Origin of the sequence: Brevibacillus sp. JNUCC-41, from assembly GCF_014844095.1 — a bacterium.
Taxonomy (GTDB): Bacteria; Bacillota; Bacilli; order Bacillales; family DSM-1321; genus Peribacillus; species Peribacillus aracenensis.
Map to the genome: position 1 here is coordinate 1,950,690 of NZ_CP062163.1, position 22,980 is coordinate 1,973,669.

Annotated in this window: 37 protein-coding genes and 2 pseudogenes; 38 read left to right on the forward strand and 1 reads right to left on the reverse strand. The window is 40.5% G+C overall.

Annotated features, from left to right (window positions below):
• The first annotated feature begins 18 nt into the window (after window positions 1–18).
• From rplC to rpsI, 35 genes and pseudogenes are all read left to right on the forward strand, one after another.
• Window positions 19–648, forward strand: a complete 630-nt coding sequence (rplC, locus tag JNUCC41_RS09665) for a 50S ribosomal protein L3 (RefSeq protein WP_192207443.1) — start codon at window positions 19–21, stop codon at window positions 646–648.
• 25 nt (window positions 649–673) lie between these two features.
• Window positions 674–1,297, forward strand: a complete 624-nt coding sequence (gene rplD / locus JNUCC41_RS09670; protein ID WP_192207444.1) for a 50S ribosomal protein L4 — start codon at window positions 674–676, stop codon at window positions 1,295–1,297.
• Window positions 1,297–1,581 carry a 50S ribosomal protein L23 gene (gene rplW / locus JNUCC41_RS09675; RefSeq protein WP_034305023.1) on the forward strand — a complete coding sequence of 95 codons (285 nt, stop codon included), beginning with the start codon at window positions 1,297–1,299 and terminating at the stop codon, window positions 1,579–1,581. Before rplD ends, rplW begins: the two co-directional genes overlap by 1 nt.
• Window positions 1,582–1,607: 26 nt before the next feature.
• Window positions 1,608–2,438: a 50S ribosomal protein L2 gene (gene rplB, locus JNUCC41_RS09680; protein WP_034305021.1), complete on the forward strand. Its 831-nt coding sequence runs from the start codon at window positions 1,608–1,610 to the stop codon at window positions 2,436–2,438.
• A 60-nt stretch (window positions 2,439–2,498) separates the two neighbouring features.
• Window positions 2,499–2,777 (forward strand): 30S ribosomal protein S19, encoded by a 279-nt coding sequence (rpsS, locus tag JNUCC41_RS09685; RefSeq protein WP_034305018.1) that lies wholly within the window; start codon window positions 2,499–2,501, stop codon window positions 2,775–2,777.
• 17 nt (window positions 2,778–2,794) lie between these two features.
• Window positions 2,795–3,136 (forward strand): 50S ribosomal protein L22, encoded by a 342-nt coding sequence (rplV, locus tag JNUCC41_RS09690; protein WP_034305017.1) that lies wholly within the window; start codon window positions 2,795–2,797, stop codon window positions 3,134–3,136.
• A gap of 3 nt (window positions 3,137–3,139) precedes the next feature.
• A complete protein-coding gene (gene rpsC, locus JNUCC41_RS09695; protein ID WP_034305014.1) occupies window positions 3,140–3,796 on the forward strand; it encodes a 30S ribosomal protein S3 in 657 nt (218 codons plus the stop codon).
• A gap of 1 nt (window position 3,797) precedes the next feature.
• On the forward strand, window positions 3,798–4,232 hold the full coding sequence (gene rplP, locus JNUCC41_RS09700) for a 50S ribosomal protein L16 (protein ID WP_034305012.1): 435 nt from the start codon (window positions 3,798–3,800) through the stop codon (window positions 4,230–4,232).
• Window positions 4,222–4,425: a 50S ribosomal protein L29 gene (gene rpmC, locus JNUCC41_RS09705; protein WP_034305010.1), complete on the forward strand. Its 204-nt coding sequence runs from the start codon at window positions 4,222–4,224 to the stop codon at window positions 4,423–4,425. The genes rplP and rpmC overlap by 11 nt, the downstream gene beginning before the upstream one ends.
• 18 nt (window positions 4,426–4,443) lie before the next feature.
• On the forward strand, window positions 4,444–4,707 hold the full coding sequence (gene rpsQ / locus JNUCC41_RS09710; RefSeq protein WP_048677887.1) for a 30S ribosomal protein S17: 264 nt from the start codon (window positions 4,444–4,446) through the stop codon (window positions 4,705–4,707).
• Between the two features lie 41 nt (window positions 4,708–4,748).
• The gene (gene rplN / locus JNUCC41_RS09715; protein WP_034305005.1) at window positions 4,749–5,117 is read left to right on the forward strand and encodes a 50S ribosomal protein L14; all 369 of its coding nucleotides are present in this window, start codon (window positions 4,749–4,751) and stop codon (window positions 5,115–5,117) included.
• Between the two features lie 43 nt (window positions 5,118–5,160).
• Window positions 5,161–5,472: a 50S ribosomal protein L24 gene (gene rplX / locus JNUCC41_RS09720; protein WP_034305002.1), complete on the forward strand. Its 312-nt coding sequence runs from the start codon at window positions 5,161–5,163 to the stop codon at window positions 5,470–5,472.
• A gap of 29 nt (window positions 5,473–5,501) precedes the next feature.
• Window positions 5,502–6,041 (forward strand): 50S ribosomal protein L5, encoded by a 540-nt coding sequence (gene rplE / locus JNUCC41_RS09725; protein WP_048677889.1) that lies wholly within the window; start codon window positions 5,502–5,504, stop codon window positions 6,039–6,041.
• Window positions 6,042–6,066: 25 nt separating this feature from the next.
• Window positions 6,067–6,252, forward strand: a complete 186-nt coding sequence (locus JNUCC41_RS09730; RefSeq protein WP_034304998.1) for a type Z 30S ribosomal protein S14 — start codon at window positions 6,067–6,069, stop codon at window positions 6,250–6,252.
• Window positions 6,253–6,282: 30 nt separating this feature from the next.
• A complete protein-coding gene (rpsH, locus tag JNUCC41_RS09735) occupies window positions 6,283–6,681 on the forward strand; it encodes a 30S ribosomal protein S8 (RefSeq protein WP_034304995.1) in 399 nt (132 codons plus the stop codon).
• 30 nt (window positions 6,682–6,711) lie between these two features.
• Entirely contained in the window at window positions 6,712–7,248 is a 537-nt protein-coding gene (rplF, locus tag JNUCC41_RS09740) for a 50S ribosomal protein L6 (protein ID WP_192207445.1), read from the forward strand.
• A gap of 32 nt (window positions 7,249–7,280) precedes the next feature.
• Window positions 7,281–7,643, forward strand: coding sequence for a 50S ribosomal protein L18 (gene rplR / locus JNUCC41_RS09745; protein WP_053349055.1), 363 nt, complete (start codon window positions 7,281–7,283; stop codon window positions 7,641–7,643).
• Window positions 7,644–7,665: 22 nt separating this feature from the next.
• Window positions 7,666–8,166 (forward strand): 30S ribosomal protein S5, encoded by a 501-nt coding sequence (gene rpsE / locus JNUCC41_RS09750; protein WP_034304987.1) that lies wholly within the window; start codon window positions 7,666–7,668, stop codon window positions 8,164–8,166.
• A 16-nt stretch (window positions 8,167–8,182) separates the two neighbouring features.
• Window positions 8,183–8,365: a 50S ribosomal protein L30 gene (gene rpmD / locus JNUCC41_RS09755; RefSeq protein WP_076372857.1), complete on the forward strand. Its 183-nt coding sequence runs from the start codon at window positions 8,183–8,185 to the stop codon at window positions 8,363–8,365.
• Window positions 8,366–8,397: 32 nt separating this feature from the next.
• Entirely contained in the window at window positions 8,398–8,838 is a 441-nt protein-coding gene (gene rplO, locus JNUCC41_RS09760) for a 50S ribosomal protein L15 (RefSeq protein ID WP_034304982.1), read from the forward strand.
• Window positions 8,838–10,133 (forward strand): preprotein translocase subunit SecY, encoded by a 1,296-nt coding sequence (gene secY, locus JNUCC41_RS09765; RefSeq protein ID WP_192207446.1) that lies wholly within the window; start codon window positions 8,838–8,840, stop codon window positions 10,131–10,133. The genes rplO and secY overlap by 1 nt, the downstream gene beginning before the upstream one ends.
• Window positions 10,134–10,191: 58 nt before the next feature.
• Window positions 10,192–10,845 (forward strand): adenylate kinase, encoded by a 654-nt coding sequence (locus tag JNUCC41_RS09770; protein ID WP_192207447.1) that lies wholly within the window; start codon window positions 10,192–10,194, stop codon window positions 10,843–10,845.
• A gap of 71 nt (window positions 10,846–10,916) precedes the next feature.
• Window positions 10,917–11,368 (forward strand): annotated as a pseudogene (locus tag JNUCC41_RS26720) (M24 family metallopeptidase); the annotation flags it as partial.
• 42 nt (window positions 11,369–11,410) lie between these two features.
• On the forward strand, window positions 11,411–11,629 hold the full coding sequence (infA, locus tag JNUCC41_RS09775) for a translation initiation factor IF-1 (RefSeq protein WP_028390440.1): 219 nt from the start codon (window positions 11,411–11,413) through the stop codon (window positions 11,627–11,629).
• Window positions 11,630–11,669: 40 nt separating this feature from the next.
• Window positions 11,670–11,783, forward strand: a complete 114-nt coding sequence (rpmJ, locus tag JNUCC41_RS09780; protein ID WP_003156543.1) for a 50S ribosomal protein L36 — start codon at window positions 11,670–11,672, stop codon at window positions 11,781–11,783.
• 22 nt (window positions 11,784–11,805) lie between these two features.
• Window positions 11,806–12,171 (forward strand): 30S ribosomal protein S13, encoded by a 366-nt coding sequence (gene rpsM / locus JNUCC41_RS09785; protein WP_034304978.1) that lies wholly within the window; start codon window positions 11,806–11,808, stop codon window positions 12,169–12,171.
• A 22-nt stretch (window positions 12,172–12,193) separates the two neighbouring features.
• On the forward strand, window positions 12,194–12,583 hold the full coding sequence (gene rpsK, locus JNUCC41_RS09790; RefSeq protein ID WP_028390438.1) for a 30S ribosomal protein S11: 390 nt from the start codon (window positions 12,194–12,196) through the stop codon (window positions 12,581–12,583).
• Window positions 12,584–12,760: 177 nt separating this feature from the next.
• Window positions 12,761–13,705: a DNA-directed RNA polymerase subunit alpha gene (locus JNUCC41_RS09795; RefSeq protein ID WP_034304976.1), complete on the forward strand. Its 945-nt coding sequence runs from the start codon at window positions 12,761–12,763 to the stop codon at window positions 13,703–13,705.
• A gap of 82 nt (window positions 13,706–13,787) precedes the next feature.
• On the forward strand, window positions 13,788–14,150 hold the full coding sequence (gene rplQ / locus JNUCC41_RS09800) for a 50S ribosomal protein L17 (RefSeq protein ID WP_034304973.1): 363 nt from the start codon (window positions 13,788–13,790) through the stop codon (window positions 14,148–14,150).
• A gap of 363 nt (window positions 14,151–14,513) precedes the next feature.
• Complete coding sequence (locus JNUCC41_RS09805; protein WP_192208116.1) at window positions 14,514–15,353, forward strand: energy-coupling factor ABC transporter ATP-binding protein; 840 nt, start codon at window positions 14,514–14,516, stop codon at window positions 15,351–15,353.
• On the forward strand, window positions 15,329–16,195 hold the full coding sequence (locus JNUCC41_RS09810; protein WP_192207448.1) for an energy-coupling factor ABC transporter ATP-binding protein: 867 nt from the start codon (window positions 15,329–15,331) through the stop codon (window positions 16,193–16,195). Before JNUCC41_RS09805 ends, JNUCC41_RS09810 begins: the two co-directional genes overlap by 25 nt.
• Entirely contained in the window at window positions 16,195–16,992 is a 798-nt protein-coding gene (locus JNUCC41_RS09815) for an energy-coupling factor transporter transmembrane component T family protein (RefSeq protein ID WP_192207449.1), read from the forward strand. The genes JNUCC41_RS09810 and JNUCC41_RS09815 overlap by 1 nt, the downstream gene beginning before the upstream one ends.
• A 14-nt stretch (window positions 16,993–17,006) precedes the next feature.
• On the forward strand, window positions 17,007–17,747 hold the full coding sequence (truA, locus tag JNUCC41_RS09820; protein WP_192207450.1) for a tRNA pseudouridine(38-40) synthase TruA: 741 nt from the start codon (window positions 17,007–17,009) through the stop codon (window positions 17,745–17,747).
• Window positions 17,748–18,012: 265 nt separating this feature from the next.
• Window positions 18,013–18,450, forward strand: a complete 438-nt coding sequence (rplM, locus tag JNUCC41_RS09825) for a 50S ribosomal protein L13 (protein ID WP_034304960.1) — start codon at window positions 18,013–18,015, stop codon at window positions 18,448–18,450.
• A gap of 20 nt (window positions 18,451–18,470) precedes the next feature.
• Window positions 18,471–18,863, forward strand: a complete 393-nt coding sequence (gene rpsI, locus JNUCC41_RS09830; RefSeq protein WP_034304957.1) for a 30S ribosomal protein S9 — start codon at window positions 18,471–18,473, stop codon at window positions 18,861–18,863.
• 168 nt (window positions 18,864–19,031) lie between these two features.
• Here rpsI and JNUCC41_RS09835 read toward each other — a convergent pair whose 3' ends face one another.
• Window positions 19,032–20,477, reverse strand: coding sequence for a DHA2 family efflux MFS transporter permease subunit (locus tag JNUCC41_RS09835; RefSeq protein ID WP_192207451.1), 1,446 nt, complete (start codon window positions 20,475–20,477; stop codon window positions 19,032–19,034).
• Between the two features lie 170 nt (window positions 20,478–20,647).
• Between JNUCC41_RS09835 and JNUCC41_RS09840 the strand changes: the two genes are divergently transcribed.
• From JNUCC41_RS09840 to JNUCC41_RS09850, 3 genes and pseudogenes are all read left to right on the forward strand, one after another.
• Entirely contained in the window at window positions 20,648–21,190 is a 543-nt protein-coding gene (locus JNUCC41_RS09840) for a TetR/AcrR family transcriptional regulator (RefSeq protein ID WP_192207452.1), read from the forward strand.
• Window positions 21,191–21,458: 268 nt separating this feature from the next.
• A pseudogene (locus JNUCC41_RS09845) lies at window positions 21,459–21,954 on the forward strand (ECF transporter S component).
• A 529-nt stretch (window positions 21,955–22,483) separates the two neighbouring features.
• Window positions 22,484–22,909, forward strand: coding sequence for a DUF2521 family protein (locus JNUCC41_RS09850; RefSeq protein ID WP_192207453.1), 426 nt, complete (start codon window positions 22,484–22,486; stop codon window positions 22,907–22,909).
• Window positions 22,910–22,980 lie beyond the last annotated feature (71 nt).

Consider the following 22,980-nt stretch of genomic DNA (forward strand, 5'->3'; position numbering starts at 1 on the left):
CTCTAGGAGGTGTGACTTATGACCAAAGGAATCTTAGGAAGAAAAATCGGTATGACTCAAGTTTTTGCTGAAAACGGTGAACTTATTCCGGTAACAGTTATCGAAGCTGCTAATAACGTGGTTCTTCAAAAGAAAACTGTTGAAACTGATGGCTATGAAGCAGTTCAAGTTGGTTTTGAAAACAAACGTGAAAAGCTTTCTAACAAACCTGAAAAGGGCCATGTTGAAAAAGCAAATACTACTCCTAAGCGCTTCATTCGCGAATTCCGCGGAACGGATCTTAACGAATATGAGATCGGTCAAGAAGTCAATGTAAGTATTTTCGCTGAAGGCGATTTAGTAGATGTATCAGGAATTTCAAAAGGTAAAGGATTCCAAGGCTCTATCAAGCGTCATGGACAATCTCGCGGACCAATGTCTCACGGTTCTCGTTACCACCGTCGCCCAGGTTCAATGGGTCCTGTAGCTCCAAACCGCGTATTCAAAGGTAAACTTTTACCAGGACGTATGGGTGGAGAACAAATCACTGTTCAAAACTTAGCTATCGTTAAAGTTGATGTTGAACGTAACCTACTATTGATCAAAGGTAATGTACCTGGTGCTAGAAAAGCATTGATCAAAGTTAAATCTGCTGTTAAAGCAAAGTAATTTCTAAGAAAGGAGGAGCAATAGAATGCCAAAAGTTACATTGTTCAACCAAACAGGTTCTCAAGTTGGCGACATCGAACTAAATGAATCCATCTTTGGTATCGAACCTAATAATCACGTATTATTTGAAGCAATCATCATGCAAAGAGCTTCCTTACGTCAAGGAACTCATAAAGTTAAAAACCGTTCTGAAGTAGCAGGCGGTGGACGTAAACCTTGGAAACAAAAAGGAACTGGACGTGCGCGTCAAGGTTCTATCCGTTCTCCACAATGGCGTGGCGGTGGTATTGTTTTTGGACCAACACCAAGATCTTACTCTTACAAGTTGCCTAAAAAGGTACGTCGTTTAGCTATTAAATCTGCATTGTCTGCAAAGGCATTGGAAGAGAACATTTTGGTACTTGAAAGCTTGTCTTTCGAAGCTCCAAAAACAAAAGAGTTTGTAGCGGTTCTTAAAAACCTTTCTGTTGACACTAAAACATTAGTGGTTACTGACGGTTTAGATGAGAAAGTTGCTCTTTCTGCACGTAACATCCCTGGTGTTACTGTAGTTGAAGCTGATGGTCTTAATGTTCTTGATGTTGTTTCACACAACAAATTGATCTTGACTAAATCAGCTGTCGAAAAAGTAGAGGAGGTGCTTGCATAATGGATGCACGCGATATCATTAAGCGCCCCGTAATCACTGAACGCTCTTCAGACATAATGGCTGAAAAGAAATATACTTTTGAAGTTGATGTTAGAGCTAATAAAACTCAAGTTAAAGATGCTGTTCAAGAAATTTTCGGCGTTAAAGTTGAGAAAGTAAACATCATGAATTACAAAGGTAAATTCAAACGCATGGGCAAACATGCAGGCTATACTAACAAGCGCCGTAAAGCTATTGTTAAATTAACTGCTGACAGCAAAGAAATCGAGCTATTCGAGGCTTAATTCATTAGAGAAGGAGGGAAATACAAATGGCGATTAAGAAGTATAAACCTACCTCTAACGGTCGACGTAATATGACAACTTCCGATTTTGCTGAGATCACTACAGACAAACCGGAAAAATCATTACTTGCTCCTTTACACAGCAAAGGCGGCCGTAATAACCAAGGTAAGTTAACAGTTCGTCATCAAGGTGGCGGCCACAAGCGTCAATACCGTATCATCGATTTCAAACGGAATAAAGATGGTATACCAGGGCGCGTTGCTACTATTGAGTACGATCCAAATCGTTCTGCAAACATTGCATTAATTAATTACGTTGATGGAGAAAAACGTTATATCCTAGCTCCGAAAAACCTAGAAGTAGGTTTGGAAGTTATGTCAGGTCCAGAAGCTGACATCAAAGTGGGTAACGCTCTACCTCTTATCAACATCCCAGTTGGTACAGTAATTCATAACATCGAACTTAAACCAGGAAAAGGTGGACAATTAGTCCGTTCGGCAGGAACTTCTGCTCAAGTACTTGGTAAAGAAGGTCGTTATGTACTAGTACGTTTAAACTCAGGTGAGGTTCGTATGATTCTTGCTACTTGCCGTGCTTCTATCGGTCAAGTTGGTAATGAACAACATGAACTTATCAACATTGGTAAAGCTGGCCGTAACCGTTGGTTAGGTAAACGCCCAACAGTTCGTGGATCTGTAATGAACCCGAATGATCACCCACACGGTGGTGGTGAAGGTAAAGCGCCAATCGGACGTAAATCACCAATGTCTCCATGGGGTAAACCTACTCTTGGATTCAAAACTCGTAAGAAGAAAAATAAATCCGATAAATTTATCGTACGTCGTCGTAAAAAATAACGGGATTGCACTACGGTTCATATATAGAACCGTAGAACAGTCACGAAGGGAGGTACTCGCATGGGTCGTAGCTTAAAAAAAGGACCTTTTGTTGATGATCATTTATTGGTAAAAGTTGAAAAATTAAATGAAGCTGACAAGAAACAGGTAGTAAAAACTTGGTCTCGTCGCTCAACAATCTTCCCGCAATTCATCGGACACACAATCGCCGTTTATGACGGTCGTAAGCACGTGCCGGTTTATGTAACAGAAGATATGGTAGGTCACAAACTAGGCGAATTCGCGCCTACACGCACTTATAAAGGTCACGCAAGTGATGACAAGAAAACAAGACGTTAATGAGAGGAGGGCATCTCATGCAAGCTAAAGCTGTCGCTAAAACAGTTCGTATTGCTCCTCGTAAAGTGCGTTTAGTCGCAGATTTAATTCGAGGAAAACAAGTAGGTGAAGCAGTAGCGATTCTTCGCTTAACACCAAAATCTGCTTCTCCAGTCGTAGAAAAAATTCTGAAATCTGCTATCGCAAATGCAGAACACAACTACGAAATGGATATTAATAACCTAGTCGTTTCAGAGGCATACGTTAACGAAGGACCAACATTAAAACGTTTCCGTCCTCGCGCTCAAGGTCGTGCGAGTGCTATTAACAAACGTACTAGTCATATTACAATCGTTGTATCAGAAAAGAAGGAGGGGTAATCTGTGGGTCAAAAGGTAAATCCAATCGGTATGCGTATCGGGATAATCCGTGACTGGGAATCCAAATGGTACGCTGATAAAGACTACGCAGTTCTTTTGCATGAAGACATCAAAGTTCGTGAATATATCGCGAAACGTCTAAATGATGCTTCTGTTTCAAAAGTTGAAATCGAGCGTGCAGCTAACCGTATCAATGTATCTGTCCACACTGCTAAACCAGGAATGGTTATCGGTAAAGGCGGTACTGAAGTCGAAGCACTTCGTAAAGCTTTGAACCAGCTGACTGGCAAAAGAGTTCATATCAATATCATTGAAATTAAAAGAGCAGATCTTGACGCAAAATTGGTTGCAGAAAACATCGCTCGTCAATTAGAAAACCGTGTTTCATTCCGTCGCGCTCAAAAGCAAGCTATCCAACGTACTATGCGTTCTGGAGCAAAAGGAATCAAAACTCAAGTTTCTGGTCGTCTTGGCGGTGCTGATATTGCTCGTGCTGAACATTACAGCGAAGGAACAGTTCCACTTCACACACTTCGTGCAGACATAGATTATGCTCATGCTGAAGCAGATACTACTTACGGTAAGCTAGGCGTGAAAGTTTGGATCTACCGTGGAGAAGTTCTTCCTACTAAGAAGAAATCTGAGGAAGGAGGAAAATAATATGTTATTGCCAAAACGCGTAAAATACCGTCGTGAACACCGCGGTAAGATGAGAGGGATGGCTAAAGGCGGCACTGAAGTTCATTTCGGAGAATTTGGACTTCAAGCTCAAGAAGCTTCCTGGATCACAAACCGCCAAATCGAAGCAGCTCGTATTGCGATGACTCGTTATATGAAACGTGGAGGGAAAGTTTGGATCAAAATCTTCCCAAGCAAACCTTACACAGCTAAGCCGCTTGAAGTACGGATGGGTTCCGGTAAAGGTGCTCCTGAAGGTTGGGTAGCAGTAGTTAAACCGGGCAAAGTTATGTTTGAAATCTCTGGTGTATCTGAAGAGGTGGCAAGAGAAGCATTGCGCCTTGCAGCACACAAACTTCCAATCAAATGCAAGTTTGTAAAAAGAGAGGAAATTGGTGGTGAAACAAATGAAAGCTAATGAAATCAAAGATCTAACCACTGCTGAAATTGAACAAAAACTAAAATCTCTTAAAGAAGAACTATTTAATCTTCGTTTCCAGTTAGCTACTGGACAACTTGAAAATACAGCTCGCATCCGTGAAGTTCGCAAATCGATTGCTCGTATGAAAACAGTTGTTCGTCAAAGAGAGATCGGTGTCACTAATCGATAATGAATGGAGGTTTGCAGAATGAGCGAACGCAACCAACGCAAAATCTACACTGGACGCGTAGTATCCGACAAAATGGATAAAACAGTTACAGTAGTTGTAGAAACCTATAAAAAGCATTCTTTATACGGTAAACGCGTGAAATACTCTAAAAAGTTTAAAGCTCATGACGAGCTAAACGAAGCTAAAGCAGGCGACGTAGTACGTATCATGGAAACTCGTCCACTTTCAGCTACAAAACGCTTCCGTCTTGTAGAAGTAGTAGAAAAAGCAGTAATCATTTAATATAGTTCGGATTAAGCTAATTCCGAAGGGAGGTACCGTACATGATTCAACAAGAATCTCGTTTAAAAGTCGCTGACAATTCAGGTGCTCGTGAAGTGCTAACAATTAAAGTCCTAGGTGGTTCTGGCCGTAAAACTGCAAACATCGGTGATATCATCGTTTGTACAGTTAAACAGGCAACACCAGGAGGCGTTGTTAAAAAAGGTGAAGTCGTTAAGGCTGTTGTTGTCCGTACAAAACGTGGTATGCGTCGTCCTGACGGTTCTTACATTCGTTTTGATGAAAACGCATGTGTAATTATCCGTGACGATAAGAGCCCACGTGGAACACGTATTTTTGGACCTGTTGCTCGTGAATTACGTGACAATAGTTTCATGAAGATCGTTTCTCTTGCTCCAGAAGTTCTATAATATGTAAAATTTGTATAAAGCCTTTCAAGGAGGTGCCAAGCTAATGCATGTTAAAAAAGGTGACAAAGTCGTAGTCATCTCTGGTAAGGACAAAGGCAAACAAGGAACAATTCTTTCTGCATATCCGAAACAAAATCGTGTGCTTGTAGAAGGAATTAACATCGTGAAAAAGCATTCCAAGCCATCTCAACTTAATCCACAAGGTGGAATTATCAGCAAAGAAGCTGCTATTCACGTATCCAATGTAATGCCACTTGATCCTAAATCAGGTAAACCGACTCGTGTTGGATATAAGATCGAAAATGGTAAAAAAGTACGCGTAGCTAAAATTTCAGGTGAATCTTTAGATAAATAAGTCATAAATGAAGGGAGGTACACTAAGCAATGAGCCGCCTTAAAGAAAAATTCAAAAGTGAAATTACACCGTCATTGATGGGTAAATTCAACTATCAATCAGTAATGCAAGTACCAAACATTGAGAAAATCGTTATTAACATGGGTGTGGGTGACGCAGTATCTAACTCGAAAGCTTTGGATACAGCTGTTGAAGAACTTACATTGATCACAGGTCAAAAACCAGTTATAACAAAAGCAAAAAAATCAATCGCAGGCTTCCGTTTGCGTGAAGGTATGCCTATCGGAGCGAAAGTTACATTACGTGGAGAGCGTATGTATCAATTCCTTGATAAGCTAGTATCTGTATCTTTACCGCGTGTACGTGATTTCCGCGGCGTTTCAAAGAAATCCTTTGACGGACGTGGAAACTATACATTAGGTGTTAAAGAACAACTTATCTTCCCTGAGATTGATTACGATAAAGTGAGCAAAGTTCGTGGTATGGACATCGTTATCGTAACGACTGCCAACACTGACGAAGAAGCTCGTGAACTACTTACTCAAGTTGGAATGCCGTTCCAAAAGTAATCTCTAAATAAAGGGAGGCGAAATCGTGGCTAAAAAGTCTATGATCGTAAAGCAAAAACGCGAACAGAAGTTTAAAGTACAAGAATATACACGTTGCGAACGTTGCGGACGTCCACATTCTGTATTACGTAAATTTAAACTTTGTCGTATTTGTTTCCGCGAACTTGCATATAAAGGACAAATTCCTGGCGTTAAAAAAGCTAGCTGGTAAAACCCGAGTTTGGGAAGGAGGTAAAATATAATGGTCATGACAGATCCTATTGCAGATATGCTTACTCGCATCCGTAATGCGAATATGGTTCGTCACGAAAAACTGGAAGTTCCTGCTTCAAAGATCAAAAAGGAAATCGCTGAGATCTTAAAAAGTGAAGGCTTCGTACGTGACTTTGAATTAATCGAAGACAACAAACAAGGTATCATCCGTATCTTCTTAAAATACGGTGCAAACAACGAACGTGTTATCACTGGTCTAAAACGTATCAGCAAACCTGGTTTGCGTGTATATGCAAAAACTGGAGAGGTACCACGCGTTCTTAACGGTTTAGGTATCGCAATTGTTTCTACTTCTCACGGAGTTTTAACAGACAAGGAAGCTCGCTCTAAACAAGTTGGCGGAGAAGTTTTAGCATACGTTTGGTAATACATTTTCACAAGAATGGAGGTGCACATTATGTCTCGTATAGGTAAAAAACCTATTGAAATCCCTGCAGGCGTAACAGTTACTATTACTGGAAGTGAAGTAACTGTTAAAGGACCTAAAGGTGAATTAACTAGATCATTCAATCCTGACCTTTCAATCGTTGTTGAAGAGAACGTGTTAACTGTTACACGTCCGTCTGACGAGAAGGCTCACCGTTCTTTACACGGTACTACTCGCGCACTTATCTCTAACATGGTTGAAGGTGTATCAACAGGTTTCGTAAAATCACTTGAACTTATTGGGGTTGGGTACCGTGCACAAAAGCAAGGTAACAAGCTTGTCCTTAACGTAGGATATTCCCACCCTGTAGAAATAGAGCCAGAAGCTGGCGTTGAAGTCGAAGTTCCTTCTAATACAAAAGTAATCATCAAAGGTGCAAGCAAAGAACGTGTAGGAGCTCTAGCAGCTAATATCCGTGATGTTCGCCCGCCTGAGCCGTATAAAGGTAAAGGTATCCGTTACGAAGGCGAATTCGTTCGTCGTAAAGAAGGTAAAACTGGTAAGTAATGCCGCATAAGTAAACGAAAGGAGTGACGTAAATGATTACGAAGCTTGATAAAAATGCTACTCGTCAGAAAAGACATGCGCGTGTACGTGCTAAGCTTTCTGGAACAGAAGCTCGTCCTCGTTTAAATGTGTTTCGTTCAAACAAACACATTTACGCACAATTAATTGACGATGCAAAAGGCGTAACATTAGCAAGTGCTTCAACTCTTGATAAAGAGATCGGTATCGAAGCTAGTAGCAATGCTGAAGCAGCTCAAAAAGTTGGCGAACTTATTGCGAAACGTGCTGTTGAAAAAGGTTTCAAAGCTGTGGTATTTGACCGCGGTGGTTACCTCTTCCATGGTCGTGTAAAAGCATTGGCTGACGCTGCTCGTGAAAACGGCTTAGAATTTTAATGGATAAGGAGGGACATAACAGATGCGTAGCATTGATCCTAATAAATTAGAACTTGAAGAACGCGTAGTTACAGTAAATCGTGTAGCTAAAGTTGTTAAAGGCGGACGTCGTTTCCGTTTCACTGCACTAGTTGTTGTTGGTGATAAAAATGGTCATGTTGGATTTGGTACTGGTAAAGCTCAAGAAGTTCCGGATGCTATCCGTAAAGCTATTGAGGATGCTAAGAAAAATCTAATTACTGTACCAATGGTTGGTACTACAATTCCTCACCTTGTGAACGGTCGCTATGGCGCAGGTCACATTCTATTGAAACCAGCTTCTGAAGGTACAGGAGTAATTGCTGGTGGTCCTGTTCGTGCGGTACTTGAATTAGGCGGAGTTAGCGATATCCTGTCTAAATCACTAGGTACTAATACACCTATTAATATGGTTCGCGCAACAATTGAAGGATTGAAGCAATTGAAACGTGCTGAAGACGTAGCTAAGTTACGTGGAAAATCAGTACAAGAACTGTTAGGATAAGGAGGGAAATCGAATTATGGCTAATAAATTAGAAATTACCCTCACTCGCAGCTTAATTGGTCGTCCTGAAGATCAACGTGTTACAGTTAACACTTTGGGTTTACGCAAAATGCATCAAACGGTTATCCAAGAAGATAACCCTGCGATTCGCGGTATGATTACCAAAGTTGCTCATCTTGTTACTGTAAAAGAACAATAAAATAATTTTTAACTTAACAAGGAGGTGCCAACATGAAACTTCATGAGTTAAAAGCTGCAGAAGGTTCTCGTAAAGAACGTAAACGTAAAGGTCGCGGTATTGGATCTGGTAACGGTAAAACAGCAGGTAAAGGACATAAAGGACAAAACGCTCGCTCCGGCGGCGGTGTGCGTCTTGGATTTGAAGGGGGACAAACTCCTCTATTCAGACGTTTACCTAAACGTGGATTTACCAACATCAACCGTAAAGACTATGCTATCGTGAATCTTGATACGTTAAATCTTTTCGAAGACGGTACTGAAGTAACACCAGCTCTTTTACTTGAGACTGGGGTTGTAAGTAAAGAAAAAGCAGGAATCAAAATTCTTGCCAAAGGAAGCATTGAGAAAAAGCTTACTGTTAAAGCTCACAAATTCTCGTCTACTGCTAAAGAAGCTATCGAAGCTGCTGGCGGTAATACAGAGGTGATCTAATGTTTCGCACGATCTCCAATTTTATGCGCGTGGGTGAAATAAGGAATAAGATTATTTTTACCCTTCTAATGTTAATCGTCTATCGCATCGGTACATTTATACCTGTACCGCATGTGAATGCCGATTTTCTCGCTGAACAGGACCAGCTGAGCGTCATCGGTCTTTTAAATACCTTTGGCGGCGGGGCGCTGCAAAACTTTTCTATATTAGCGATGGGTATCATGCCTTACATCACGGCATCCATCATCGTTCAGCTGTTACAGATGGATGTTGTTCCTAAGTTCACTGAATGGTCTAAACAAGGAGAAGCAGGGCGCCGTAAATTAGCACAATTCACTCGTTACTTCACTATTATCCTAGGATTTATCCAAGCAGTTGGTATGTCTTATGGGTTCAATAATATGTCAGGTGGCCAGTTGATTGAAAATCCTGGAATTGCAACATACTTGCTTATTGCGACTGTCTTAACGGCAGGAACAGCTTTTCTTTTGTGGTTAGGGGAGCTGATCACTGCTAAGGGTGTGGGTAATGGGATTTCCATCATTATCTTTGCTGGTATCGTAGCTAGTTTGCCAAATACGGCAAATCAGATTTACGCCCAACAATTTGAAAATGCCGGTGATCAATTATTCTTACGAATCATAACGATTATCCTCATTGTTTTAGCAGTATTAGCAATCGTGGTTGCTGTTATTTTCATTCAGCAGGCATTACGTAAAATTCCTATTCAGTATGCGAAACGTGCTGCGGTAGGTCGTACACAAATGGGTGGCCAGTCTACTCATTTACCATTGAAAGTAAATGCTGCGGGGGTTATTCCGGTAATCTTTGCAATGGCATTTATCATTACTCCCACTACAATCGCTTCTTTCTTTGGAAAGAACAGCGTGACTAGTTGGATATCAGCAAATCTTGATTATACCAAGCCAATTGGTATGATCATCTATGTTGCTCTTATCATTGCTTTTGCGTATTTTTATGCATTCATTCAGGTAAACCCTGAACAAATGGCTGAGAATTTGAAAAAGCAAGGTGGCTATGTGCCGGGGATTCGTCCAGGTAAGAGTACACAAGAATATTTGACACGTGTTTTATACCGTTTGACGTTTGTAGGCTCCATTTTCTTGGCCATCATTGCCGTTTTACCGGTATTTTTCATTAAGCTTGCTGATCTGCCTCAATCTGCACAGATTGGCGGTACCAGTTTGCTGATCGTAGTGGGGGTTGCCCTTGATACGATGAAGCAGCTGGAATCACAACTTGTGAAGAGACACTATAAAGGCTTTATAAAGTAATGAGTTTTGGGAACGCCTTGTTCCCTTTACCCATTATAGAGTTTGAGGGGGAAGAACATTGAATCTAGTTTTAATGGGTCTGCCGGGTGCTGGTAAGGGCACTCAAGCTGAACAAATCGTAGAAAAATATAATATCCCTCATATCTCTACTGGAGATATGTTCCGAACAGCTATCAAAGATGGAACAGAATTAGGTCTAAAGGCGAAATCATTCATGGACAAAGGCGAATTGGTACCTGATGAAGTTACCATTGGCATCGTACGTGAACGTTTAAGCAAGGAGGACTGCCTAAAAGGATTTTTGCTTGATGGGTTTCCACGTACTGTGGCACAGGCAGAGGCACTTGAAAGCATTCTAACTGATTTAGATCGCAAAATAAATTTTGTCATTAATATCGATGTTGATAAAAACATTTTAATGGAAAGATTGACAGGACGTCGTATTTGCAAATCATGTGGTGCGACATACCATCTTGTATTCAATCCTCCTGCAAATGATGATGTATGCGACCGCTGCGGCGGAGAATTATATCAACGTGCCGACGATAATGCAGAAACGGTTCAAAATCGCTTAGATGTGAATTTGAAACAAACCAAACCACTTCTTGATTTCTACGGAGACAAAGGATACTTGGTCAACATTAACGGACAGCAAGATATTAATAAGGTATTTGAAAATATCGATGTGTTGCTTGGTGCTTTACAAAATTAATCGTTCGTATTGATTTATGAAATTCATACCATTTTTATAACTTACTAGTTAAACTTGGTGCATTCCTATAATACAAAGGGTATAATGGATTTCGCGAGAGCATTCGCACATTTATTAATCAGGTTCTTGTACTTGGTATTCCCTGAATTGGGCGATTACTTTTTAAGTGATCTTCATGGACATATCCGGTCGGCAAAATTGATGAAGAAATGCAGTGACTCTATTGGGATTCCTAAAGAGTCGTGATATAGAGGGTTGAAAGAAGCTATGTCAGGCGTGCGCCTTTCAAACATCTCCCATGCTATTCAAACCTATGTCGAGACTAATTGCTTCTCTATTTCGAGAGTATGTCGGTCACGGAATCGGTCAAGACTTACATGAGGACCCATAAAATCCTCATTTCGGTCCAACTGATAAAGGTCCTCAGTTAAAGCCTGGTTCTACAAAATGGTGAATACTTGATGCAGAATTTTAAGACTTATGAGGATAATTGGACTGTAGTAATGTTGACGGAAAGATGTGCACCTTTAATAGGTTCACGCATAGAGAAGGGAGAATCACTTTAATGGCGAAAGATGATGTAATTGAAGTAGAAGGCACAGTACAAGAGACTTTGCCAAATGCAATGTTTAAGGTAGAATTAGAAAATGGTCATACTGTTTTAGCTCATGTATCCGGTAAAATTCGTATGCACTTTATTCGCATTTTGCCTGGAGATAAAGTTACGGTTGAGCTTTCCCCGTATGATCTAACTCGCGGCAGAATCACATACCGGTTCAAATAATCCGGTTACGCTCCGATCTGTATAAGGAGGTTAGATAGCAATGAAAGTCAGACCATCAGTCAAACCAATCTGCGAAAAGTGTAAAGTTATCCGCAGAAAAGGTAAAGTTATGGTTATTTGCGAAAACCCTAAACATAAACAAAAACAAGGCTAAATAGAAGGAGGTGCACTCAAGCATGGCACGTATTGCTGGAGTAGATATTCCCCGTGACAAACGTATTGTTATCTCATTAACATATATATATGGTATTGGAAAACAAACAGCGATCAAGATTCTTGCAGAAGCAGGCGTTTCTGAAGAAACTCGCGTTCGTGACTTAACGGAAGACGAATTGAACAAAATTCGTGATATCATTGACAAGCTTAAAGTAGAAGGCGACCTTCGTCGTGAAATCTCCCTAAACATCAAACGTTTAATGGAAATCGGTTCTTACCGTGGTTTACGTCACCGTCGTGGTCTTCCTGTTCGCGGTCAAAATACAAAAAACAATGCTCGTACGCGTAAAGGACCTCGTCGTACTGTAGCTAACAAGAAAAAATAATTAGTAAAGGAGGTTACTTTTCATGGCACGTAAAACTAATACACGTAAACGTCGTGTGAAAAAGAATATAGAAACTGGTATTGCTCATATTCGTTCAACATTCAATAACACTATCGTTACGATCACTGACTCTCATGGTAATGCTATTTCTTGGTCAAGTGCTGGAGCTTTAGGATTCCGTGGATCTCGTAAATCCACTCCATTCGCTGCACAAATGGCTGCTGAAACAGCTGCTAAAACATCAATTGAACATGGTATGAAAACTCTTGAAGTTACAGTTAAAGGACCTGGTGCTGGACGTGAGGCTGCTATTCGTGCACTTCAAGCTGCTGGCCTAGAAGTAACTGCAATTAAAGATGTAACTCCAGTTCCACATAACGGATGCCGTCCACCAAAACGTCGCCGTGTTTAATTTTTCTGTATAGATTTTGTATTCCTGTCAATAATGGGATATAATACTGAGTTTGCGTTCTTACAGAGGATTAATTTTCAGTTGTTGCGCACAGCGGGAACGTATACATGGGGAATTTCGGTTTAAGTGACTTCGTTTACTTGCCGGGGTTTTGACGTTTTGAAGGAGGGTTTATTGATGATCGAAATAGAAAAACCAAAAATCGAAACGGTTGAAATCAACGACGATACCAAATACGGTAAATTCGTCGTAGAGCCACTAGAGCGTGGGTATGGTACTACATTGGGTAACTCCTTACGTCGTATCCTTTTATCCTCACTCCCAGGTGCTGCTGTCACAGCTATACAAATTGATGGAGTGCTACATGAGTTCTCAACAATTGAAGGCGTCGTGGAAGATGTAACATCTATCATTCTTAATGTGAAAAAACTAGCTCTTAAGATTTACTCTGATGAAGAGAAGACGCTGGAAATTGACGTTCAGGGTGACGGAGTCATCACGGCTGCTGATATCACTCATGATAGTGATGTAGAAATTCTTAATCCGGATTTATATATTGCTACAATTGGTAAAAACGGTCATATGCGTATGCGTTTATCTGCACGTCGCGGCCGCGGCTACACTCCTGCTGTTCAAAACAAGAGAGAAGACCAGCCAATTGGTGTAATTCCAATCGATGCTCTTTACACTCCAGTTTCACGCGTATCTTTCCAAGTTGAAAATACACGTGTTGGACAGTTGTCTAACTTTGACAAGTTAACGTTCGATGTTTGGACTGATGGCAGTACTGGTCCGCAAGAAGCGGTAGCACTTGGAGCTAAGATTTTAACAGAGCATTTAAATATCTTTGTTGGTTTAACCGATGAAGCTCAAAATGCTGAAATCATGGTTGAAAAAGAAGAAGATCAAAAAGAAAAAGTTCTTGAGATGACGATCGAAGAATTAGACCTTTCTGTTCGTTCTTACAACTGCTTGAAACGTGCTGGAATCAATACCGTTCAAGAGCTAGCTCATAAAACGGAAGAAGATATGATGAAAGTACGTAATCTAGGACGTAAATCACTTGAAGAAGTGAAAGCGAAACTAGAAGAATTAGGCTTAGGTCTTCGTAAAGACGACTGATAACATGGCGGATCAATCCATTATGTTGTGAGCCTTGTTATAGACACACAATATAGAACTTCAACAAAGGAGGGAATCTCTAATGGGTTACAGAAAGTTAGGACGCACTAGCGCACAACGTAAAGCATTACTTCGTGATTTAGCTACGGATCTTATTATCCATGAGCGCATTGAAACTACTGAAGCACGTGCAAAAGAATTACGTTCTGTAGTAGATAAAATGATCACTCTTGGTAAACGTGGTGACTTGCATGCACGCCGTCAAGCTGCATCTTTCATCCGTAACGAAATCGCTGACGCTGAGAATGGCACAGATGCCCTTCAAAAACTATTCAGTGACGTGGCTCCACGTTATGAAGAACGTCAAGGTGGATACACTCGTATCATGAAAGTTGGTCCACGCCGCGGTGACGGTGCACCAGTCGTGGTTATTGAATTAGTTTAATAACAACGATGAAAAAGGGCGGGACAAATGAATATACTCACTTGTTCTATGCCCTTTTTCTTTTTTTATTATAGAAATTCTGTCATCTAGAAATTCGCATTGAGTGTTACGATGGCTGGCGGAACCTGTATTATGCAGGGAGCCTTCACGTCTAGCTCAAGCATCCCTTCCCGCTTTTGACAAGCGATTATAAGATAACCTGTTTTTCGTAACAGGCCCGCTATTAGCTGCTCTTAATTTACCGAAAATTCTTTCGGTGGAAGGGGTGCAGCGTTTTTTTATATTTTCAGAAAGAAAAACTACTGTATATTGATTGAGCAGAGTTTAGTTTAGACGAGTGCAGTCGAGGATGAGGAGGGCCACATAATGAAGAAGCTGGTTTCTTTAAATAATATTGTTTTTAAATATGAGGGTCAGTCTCGAAACGCCTTGGATGATGTTTCTTTTGATATTCATCAGGGGGAGTGGCTTGCGATTGTCGGACATAATGGCTCTGGCAAGTCGACATTAGCAAAGTTACTGAATGGTCTTCAGTTCGCTAACTCAGGTACCATTACGATTAATGATCAACTTTTGACAGAAGAATCCGTTTGGGATGTTCGCCAGAAAATTGGCATGGTCTTTCAAAACCCAGATAATCAATTTGTAGGCACTACAGTTCAGGATGATGTGGCTTTTGGTTTAGAAAACGCCGGTGTTTCTCAGCAGGTTATGGTGGAGCGTGTTCATGGTGCGTTAAATAAGGTTAAAATGAATGCCTTTCTTAATCAAGAGCCGCACCATCTATCCGGCGGTCAAAAGCAAAGAGTGGCCATAGCAGGTGTAATAGCCCTGCAGCCAGACATAATCATCTTAGATGAAGCAACCTCCATGCTTGACCCAAGAGGCCGTGAAGAAGTGCTTGAAACAGTTAGGGAATTGAAACAGGAAAACGAGATCACTGTCATATCAATCACCCATGACCTTGAGGAAGCTGCCAAAGCTGATCGAATGATAGTCATGAACCAAGGTCGGTTATATCGTGAAGGACCGCCTCAGGATATTTTTGAGTTAGAGGAAGAATTGATTGCCCTTGGTCTGGATATTCCCTTTTCAGTGAAACTAACCAAGGAGTTACAAAAAAATGGTGTTCGTGTAGTTGATGGGCATTTGACAGAGGAAGAGTTGGTGAAGGATTTATGCGAATTACACTCGATGATGTAGAATACCGCTATCAGGTGAATACTCCTTTTGAACATCTAGCCCTTCATGATGTCAATATTTCAATGGAGCCGGGAACCTATACCGCAATCATCGGGCATACAGGGTCCGGGAAATCCACGCTACTGCAGCATTTGAATGCTCTTTTAAAACCGACGAAGGGTCGTGTTTTCATTGGGGATCGGACGATTGAAGCCGGAAGAAAAGAAAAGGCTTTGCGGCCAATAAGACAAAAGGTCGGAATAGTTTTTCAGTTTCCGGAACATCAGTTATTTGATGAAACGGTTGAAAAGGATATATGTTTCGGACCAATGAATTTTGGCGTTTCTGAAATCGATGCTAAGAAACTGGCCAGGAAAGCCATCGCGCAAGTCGGATTGAATGAGGAAATTCTTGAAAAATCTCCATTCGACTTATCCGGCGGACAAATGCGACGGGTGGCCATTGCTGGGGTACTTGCCATGGAACCCGAAGTATTGGTGCTTGATGAGCCAACAGCGGGATTGGATCCGCGAGGACGCAAAGAAATCATGGATATGTTTTATGATTTGCATAAAGCAAGGGGCATTTCAACGATTCTTGTAACACATAGCATGGAGGATGCAGCCAAGTACGCGGATGACATCATTATCATGCACAAGGGTACGGTGTTCCAAAAAGGAACCCCCCAGGAAATTTTCTCGGAGCCGGAACAATTAATGGAGCTTGGCCTGGATGTTCCGGATACGGTCCGTTTTCAGCTGAAGCTCCAGAAGGAACTTGGTGTTCGATTTGATCATCCGTGTCTTAATATCAGTGATTTAGCGATAGAAATAGATAAAGCCATGAAACGGGGGAACCGCTGATGCTGGATAAAATGATTATCGGGCGTTATGTCCCTGCAAATTCACTGATGCACAAGATGGACCCAAGGGCTAAATTACTCCTCGTGTTCCTGTTTGTTTGTGTCGTCTTTTTGGCGAATAATGTCGTTTCTTACGGGTTGCTTGCTGTATTCACCATCCTTTTGATCAGTCTTTCCAAAATACCGCTTCGTTATCTTTATAATGGGTTAAAACCAATCTTTTTCTTGATCGTATTCACATTCCTTCTCCATATATTTTTTACGAAAGAAGGGGAATTGCTTTTTGAATACGGTTGGTTTGAAATCTATGAAGGCGGTCTGATTCAAGGTTTTTTCATATCCGTTAGATTTACTTTACTAATCCTTGTTACGTCACTTTTAACTTTGACGACATCCCCGATATCCATTACAGATGGAATGGAAGAGCTGTTGGGACCCTTGAAGAAGTGGAAGATGCCTGTACATGAACTGGCATTGATGATGTCCATTGCCCTTCGATTCATTCCAACGCTAATGGAGGAAACGGAAAAAATCATGAAGGCCCAAACTGCAAGGGGAGTTGATTTTTCATCTGGCCCGATAAAGGACAGGGTTAAATCGATTGTACCGCTGCTTGTTCCTTTATTTGTCAGTTCATTCAAACGGGCGGAGGAATTGGCAACTGCCATGGAGTCAAGAGGATACCGTGGCGGGGAAGGCCGCACGAAATATCGCCAATTGGACTGGAAGACGAGTGATAGTCTTTTGATGGTCTCAATAGGCGTTCTAACGGTCATGTTATTTTTATTACGTTCATAATAAGGAAGAGAACTATGCCAAAATATAAATGTGTGATCGCTTATGACGGCACGGATTTTGCTGGTTATCAGGTGCAGCCAGAGAAACGCACCATACAAAGTGAATTCGAGGCAGTCTTGGCCCAAATGCATAAAGGCACAATCATAAAAGTGACTGCTTCAGGCAGGACAGACTCAGGGGTCCATGCAAAGGGGCAAGTACTTCACTTTGAATCGCCGCTTACATTCCCTACTGAAAATTGGGTAAAGGCCTTCAGTGCCCTTCTTCCGACCGATATCATCGTTCTGGAAGTCGATATCGTGCCTGACGATTTTCATGCGAGGTTCCATACGACGGGGAAAGAGTACCGTTATATCATCGCCCGTTCGAAACTACGGGACCCGTTTCAAAGAAATTACGCCTATCATTATCCCTACCCATTAGATGGGGAGGCGATGAGGGAAGCAATCTCTTATTTGATAGGGACACATGACTTTACAAGTTTTTGTTCGGCAAAAACGGAAGTGGTCGATAAAGTTCGGACCATAAAAGAAATGGATTTTGAAGAGAGCGACGGATTCATGGTTTTCCGCTTCGTTGGCGAAGGATTTTTGTATAATATGGTCCGTATCTTGGTTGGGACGCTCCTGGATGTCGGCAGCGGCAAAATGTCACCCTGTGACATGAGCGGGATTTTGGACAAAAAGGACCGCAGTTTTGCAGGGAAAACTGCGCCTGCCCAAGGATTATATTTATGGAAAGTATTTTACAAATAAATTTTTTCGAAGTGATACCAGTTTTTTTACAACCGGGAAACGGAATGAAATCAGTAATGGAGCGGTTTGGCGCTATACTGATCTTTTCCTGGAGTTGCAGAGAGTGTTTTATAGACAACTTATCCTAGTGTAACATTCCCTTGACAATGAATCTGGGAGAAGTTAATATAATATGGTATGTATTTTAATCCCACGATAAGCCCCGGAAGTTTATTGTGATTGAAAATAAATATAAAAAATTAAAAAGTTTTTTAGGAGGTTAACCATGCGTACGACATTTATGGCGAAAGCTAATGAAGTAGAACGTAAATGGTATGTGATTGACGCTGAAGGCAAAACTTTAGGTCGCCTTTCTACTGAAGTAGCATCCATCTTACGTGGTAAACATAAACCAACTTTTACACCGAACATTGACACTGGTGATCATGTAATTCTTATCAATGTTGAAAAAATCCACTTGACTGGTAAAAAATTGACAGACAAAATTTATTACCGTCACACTATGCATCCAGGCGGTCTTAAAACTAGAACTGCTCTTGAAATGCGTACAAACTACCCTGAGAGAATGCTTGAACTTGCTATCAAAGGTATGCTTCCAAAGAATTCTCTTGGTCGTCAAATCTACAAAAAATTACACGTATACGCTGGAGCTGAGCACCCACACGCTGCTCAACAACCAGAAGTATACGAATTACGCGGATAATTACTAAGGAGGTTACTATCTTGGCACAAGTTCAATATTATGGTACTGGTCGCCGTAAGAGCTCAGTAGCTCGTGTACGTTTAGTACCAGGCGAAGGTCGCATCGTTATTAACGGTCGTGACATCAATGAATATATTCCTTTCGCAGCATTACGTGAAGTTGTTAACCAACCACTAGTTGCAACAGAAACTACTGGAAATTACGACGTTCTAGTAAACGTTAGCGGTGGTGGATACACTGGTCAAGCTGGAGCAATCCGTCACGGTATCGCTCGTGCATTGCTACAAGTTGATCCAGAATACCGTCCATCTCTTAAAACTGCTGGTTTACTAACTCGTGACCCACGTATGAAAGAACGTAAAAAATACGGTCTTAAAGGCGCACGTCGTGCACCTCAGTTCTCAAAACGTTAATTCTATTACCGTTTCAAAGACTCTCAACCACTTTGGTTGGGAGTCTTTTTTTGTCTGATTATGAAACATCAGGCTCCATGGACTTATATTTTAAAAATAATAAAGCATACCCGGGATATCCGGATATGCTTTATTTAAAAGATCCTATTGTTATCGATTTTATTTAAGTTATTCACTTTCACTTTTTTTAATTGCGGCTTTTTTCGGCATAAAGCATGCAAAAATTAACGCCACAAAAGATAGGATTAACATAAAAACATAGGCATCACTTGAGCCGAAGATAGATGCTAATGCCTCTAGTTGTATTGCTGAAATGTTTTCATTTTGCATGGATAGCTCAGAGGCATGTGAAGTTGCTTGCATTGTATACACTGTGATGACAACTGCTGTTCCAATAGCACCTGACAATTGGCGAATGGTATTATTTACAGCTGAACCATGGGAACCCAATTCTCTTGGTAAAGCATTCAGCCCTGCTGTATTTAAAGGCATGGTAATGAAGCTTAATCCAATTCGTAATATAATGGTACGGACCATTATATAGATATAGGTTGTGGATTCGTCTATATCTATGACTCCCCACATCGAAACAATGATTAATATTAAACCTGAAATAAAGAGTGGTTTAGCACCGTGTTTATCATACATTTTACCAGTGACAGGGGACAAGAAGGCATTAATCACAGCTCCAGGCAATAACAGTAAACCTGCTTCAAATGCTGTAAAACCTCGGCCATTTTGCAAGTAAATTGGTAAAAGAATTAAATCCGCATACATAATCATCGTAATTAGTACATTGATGAAAGATGTGAGCGTGAAAACTTTGTACTTAAATACAGATAAATTCAATAATGGATCGCTGGATTTCATTTGACGTAAACAGAATAGAGCCGTCACGATTATTCCGGCGATTATTGCAGTGATGATAACGGGATTATCCCATCCTTTGCTTCCTGCGCTGCTAAACCCAAATAATATGCAGCCAAAACCAATCGTTGATAAAATGACGCTAGAGATATCTAATTTTGCTTTTGTTGTCTCTGCAACATTCATTAAATATTTGAACGCTAGAACAATGACGATTATTATAAATGGGGTTAACCCAATAAATAACCATCTCCATGAAACATATTCAATGATAAAACCAGATAATGTAGGAGCTATGGCTGGAGCAAATATGATTGCAAATCCGATTGTCCCCATGATGCTTCCACGCTTTTCGCTAGGATATAAATATAAAATAACTGTCATCATAAGAGGCATTATAATTCCGGCACCAATTGCTTGAATCATTCTTCCCGTTAACAGCATGCCAAAATTCACCGCGCATGCAGAAAGTGCAGATCCGATTAACAAAAAGAACATCGAGCTAATAAATAGCTGCCTTGTTGTAAACCGTTTCATTAAAAAAGCCGTAATCGGCACTAAAACACCGTTCACCAGCATAAATCCTGTCGATAACCATTGTACAGTCGCGGCCGTAACATGAAATACGTCCATTAAACCACTCAATGCAACATTTAATAAAGTCTGATTTAATGTCGATAAGAAACAGCCGGCAATCAGTACGATTAATAAAATTTTTTTATTTCTTTCTGAAATATCATTTTTCATTCGTTAACTCCTTTATTTTTGACTTGCATTCTCAACATTGTGTCGATAAAATCGATGGTAACAAAAATATATGTTGCTTACCATGAACAGTTTTCTTGAAAATGTTCACTAATCGACATAGGAATATATGCTGTTGAGAAAGTCAAAGAAAATCTATAAAGGAGTTAAAAATGTCTATTAAAGAAGATCCTCGTACAATTCGGTCAAGAGAAATGCTTAAAAACGCTGTCATTGCTCTCTTATCCGAGGACCCTGCCATTTCAAATTTAACGGTCCAGAAAATCGCAGCCAAAGCAGGATTAAACCGAACAACATTTTACCTACATTATCAGGATATTCAAGATTTACTAACGCAAATCACCAATGAGATTTTAAAGGAGCTTTCTGATAAAATTTTTGCTTTGATACATGCGAAAGATTTATCAGAAAAACAACAGCTTACTCAATTACTTGATTATTTATATATCAATCGAAATTATTTACTTATTTTATTTAAGACGAATCAATTTGAGGAACAATTGTTTTCATTATTGAAGCAATTAGTAGAAATAAGAAGGGAGAACACCAAAAAGGATTTGCCTGCTGATTATGTTGACATTAATATTAAAACGGCCTCATTGGTAGGCATTATAATATGGTGGTTAAGAAAGGGGCTTCATTTTAGTTCGGATTATATGGCCAACCAAATTTATTCAATGTACAGAGTGCAATGATTCCAAAACGTTTGAATGAACTTGGGATTTCATCATGTCGTTTATATGCCCGGAAGAAAATATGGCCATATCATTCCATCCATCCCAGTCTTCCAGACTAAATGTAAATGGAACGCAGCGGTGAGGGGGCTTCAGATGTTGGTGATAGTCATGCCCTATTTATTTACATGTGAGTTTATTTATGTAATACAGAATTTTTTGTAAAATCCATATTTATTAAGTTCCTGTTTAGGAGTATGATAATACTAAAAAAGAAAGAGGACTTCATATGGATTCAACATACTCACGGATTGAAACAACTAAAACAAAAACCTTGGTCATCAATGCGCTATTCATTGCATTAACTCTTGTAGCCACAATGTTCATCAACATCAAGCTCCCGATAATGGGTAACTATAGCTGCTTTCGTTTATGGCAAAAAAACAGGAGCGATAGCAGGCGCCTTCGGTATGGCCTTCTTCGATCTTTTCTCTGGTTGGGCAGCATGGGCACCGTTTACATTCGTCATTGTAGGAGCAATGGGCTTTCTAGCCGGCCTTATATCCGAAAAGGTACCGGGCAAAAGAGAATGGGTATACACCATGGCGGTTGCCGTTGCATTGATTATTAAAATCGTCGGCTACTATTTTGTCGAAGTTATCCTTTATGGTAACTGGATACAGCCATTTGGCTCCATCCCCGGAAACTTGATGCAGGTCGTAATAGCTGGAATAATTGTAGTGCCGCTTGCTGGCCGATTAAAGAAAAGAGCTGGACAGATATAAAGTGGAACAAAAATAGGAAGCCATTTCTAACTTTGATTTGCACCACCTTTGGATGTTGTACAGCGCTCTGATCCTCAGGAAGTTTAAAAAGACGGGTATTAAAAGAATTCGCTATTATAAAATGTTATATCATTTGAGGACATCCGTTGACCATGGATGTCCTTTTTATCTTAACAGACCACAAAGCCTGAAGTTATCATGGAGGATGGCTGGCTCAAGTTTAAGAAGGTCCAAATAGACATGCCCAGGGAGCGACCCAAGTCGGCAAGGTCAGCCTCGGGTGGCTGCCTGAGTGGCGTGTTAGTGGAGAAAAATCGAGGTTTTCTAACATTAAGTTTCTTGTGCAGTCTGCACTTTAACAGGTTTCTTATCATATTGCATATCGATATGCTTTTTCAAGTACCCGCCAAACCTATCCTCATTATTTTTTGCCAATGGAATAAATGAATGGTTCAAAATAGAACGCTAAAACTAAATTATGTCTTGGGAAATAATTTTGGGAAATGGGGAATTGCCCCGGAGGTGAATTATGGCTGTGATATTAGGTTTACAGGAGATGCAAAGGGAAAGGCAATTGAAGTTCGAACGTAGGCTGCTCAGGGAACTTTCCATCGAGGACATGAAGGGAAGGATTCAGCGTTACTTCGGCCAGGATTTGATGGATGTTTTGGAGGAAGGCTATTTTGATGTTGCCATAGAGGCTTATTTATTAGGAGCAAACTATAGTAAGTTTGGTTATTATGGTGAGTCGGAAGAAGATGTGAGATCCAGGTGCTGGAAGGAAGAGAAGTTTTTGGTCGATACTCTTTTTAACTTTATTTTGTATTGGCGGGAAGTTACAGCGAATAAAGCTTTCGATGAAGGTTTGTTTTATTGTTGTGAAGGGTTTGTTGGGGATTGGTGGCTGGACGGCTTTAAGACTGGAGAAAAACGATATAAAATGAAACTGCATTAGAAAGGCCAAAATCCCATTCCTTGTTCTAATTTCATGGTTTGTCCCATACTTTTTAGTAGAGAGACCATGGA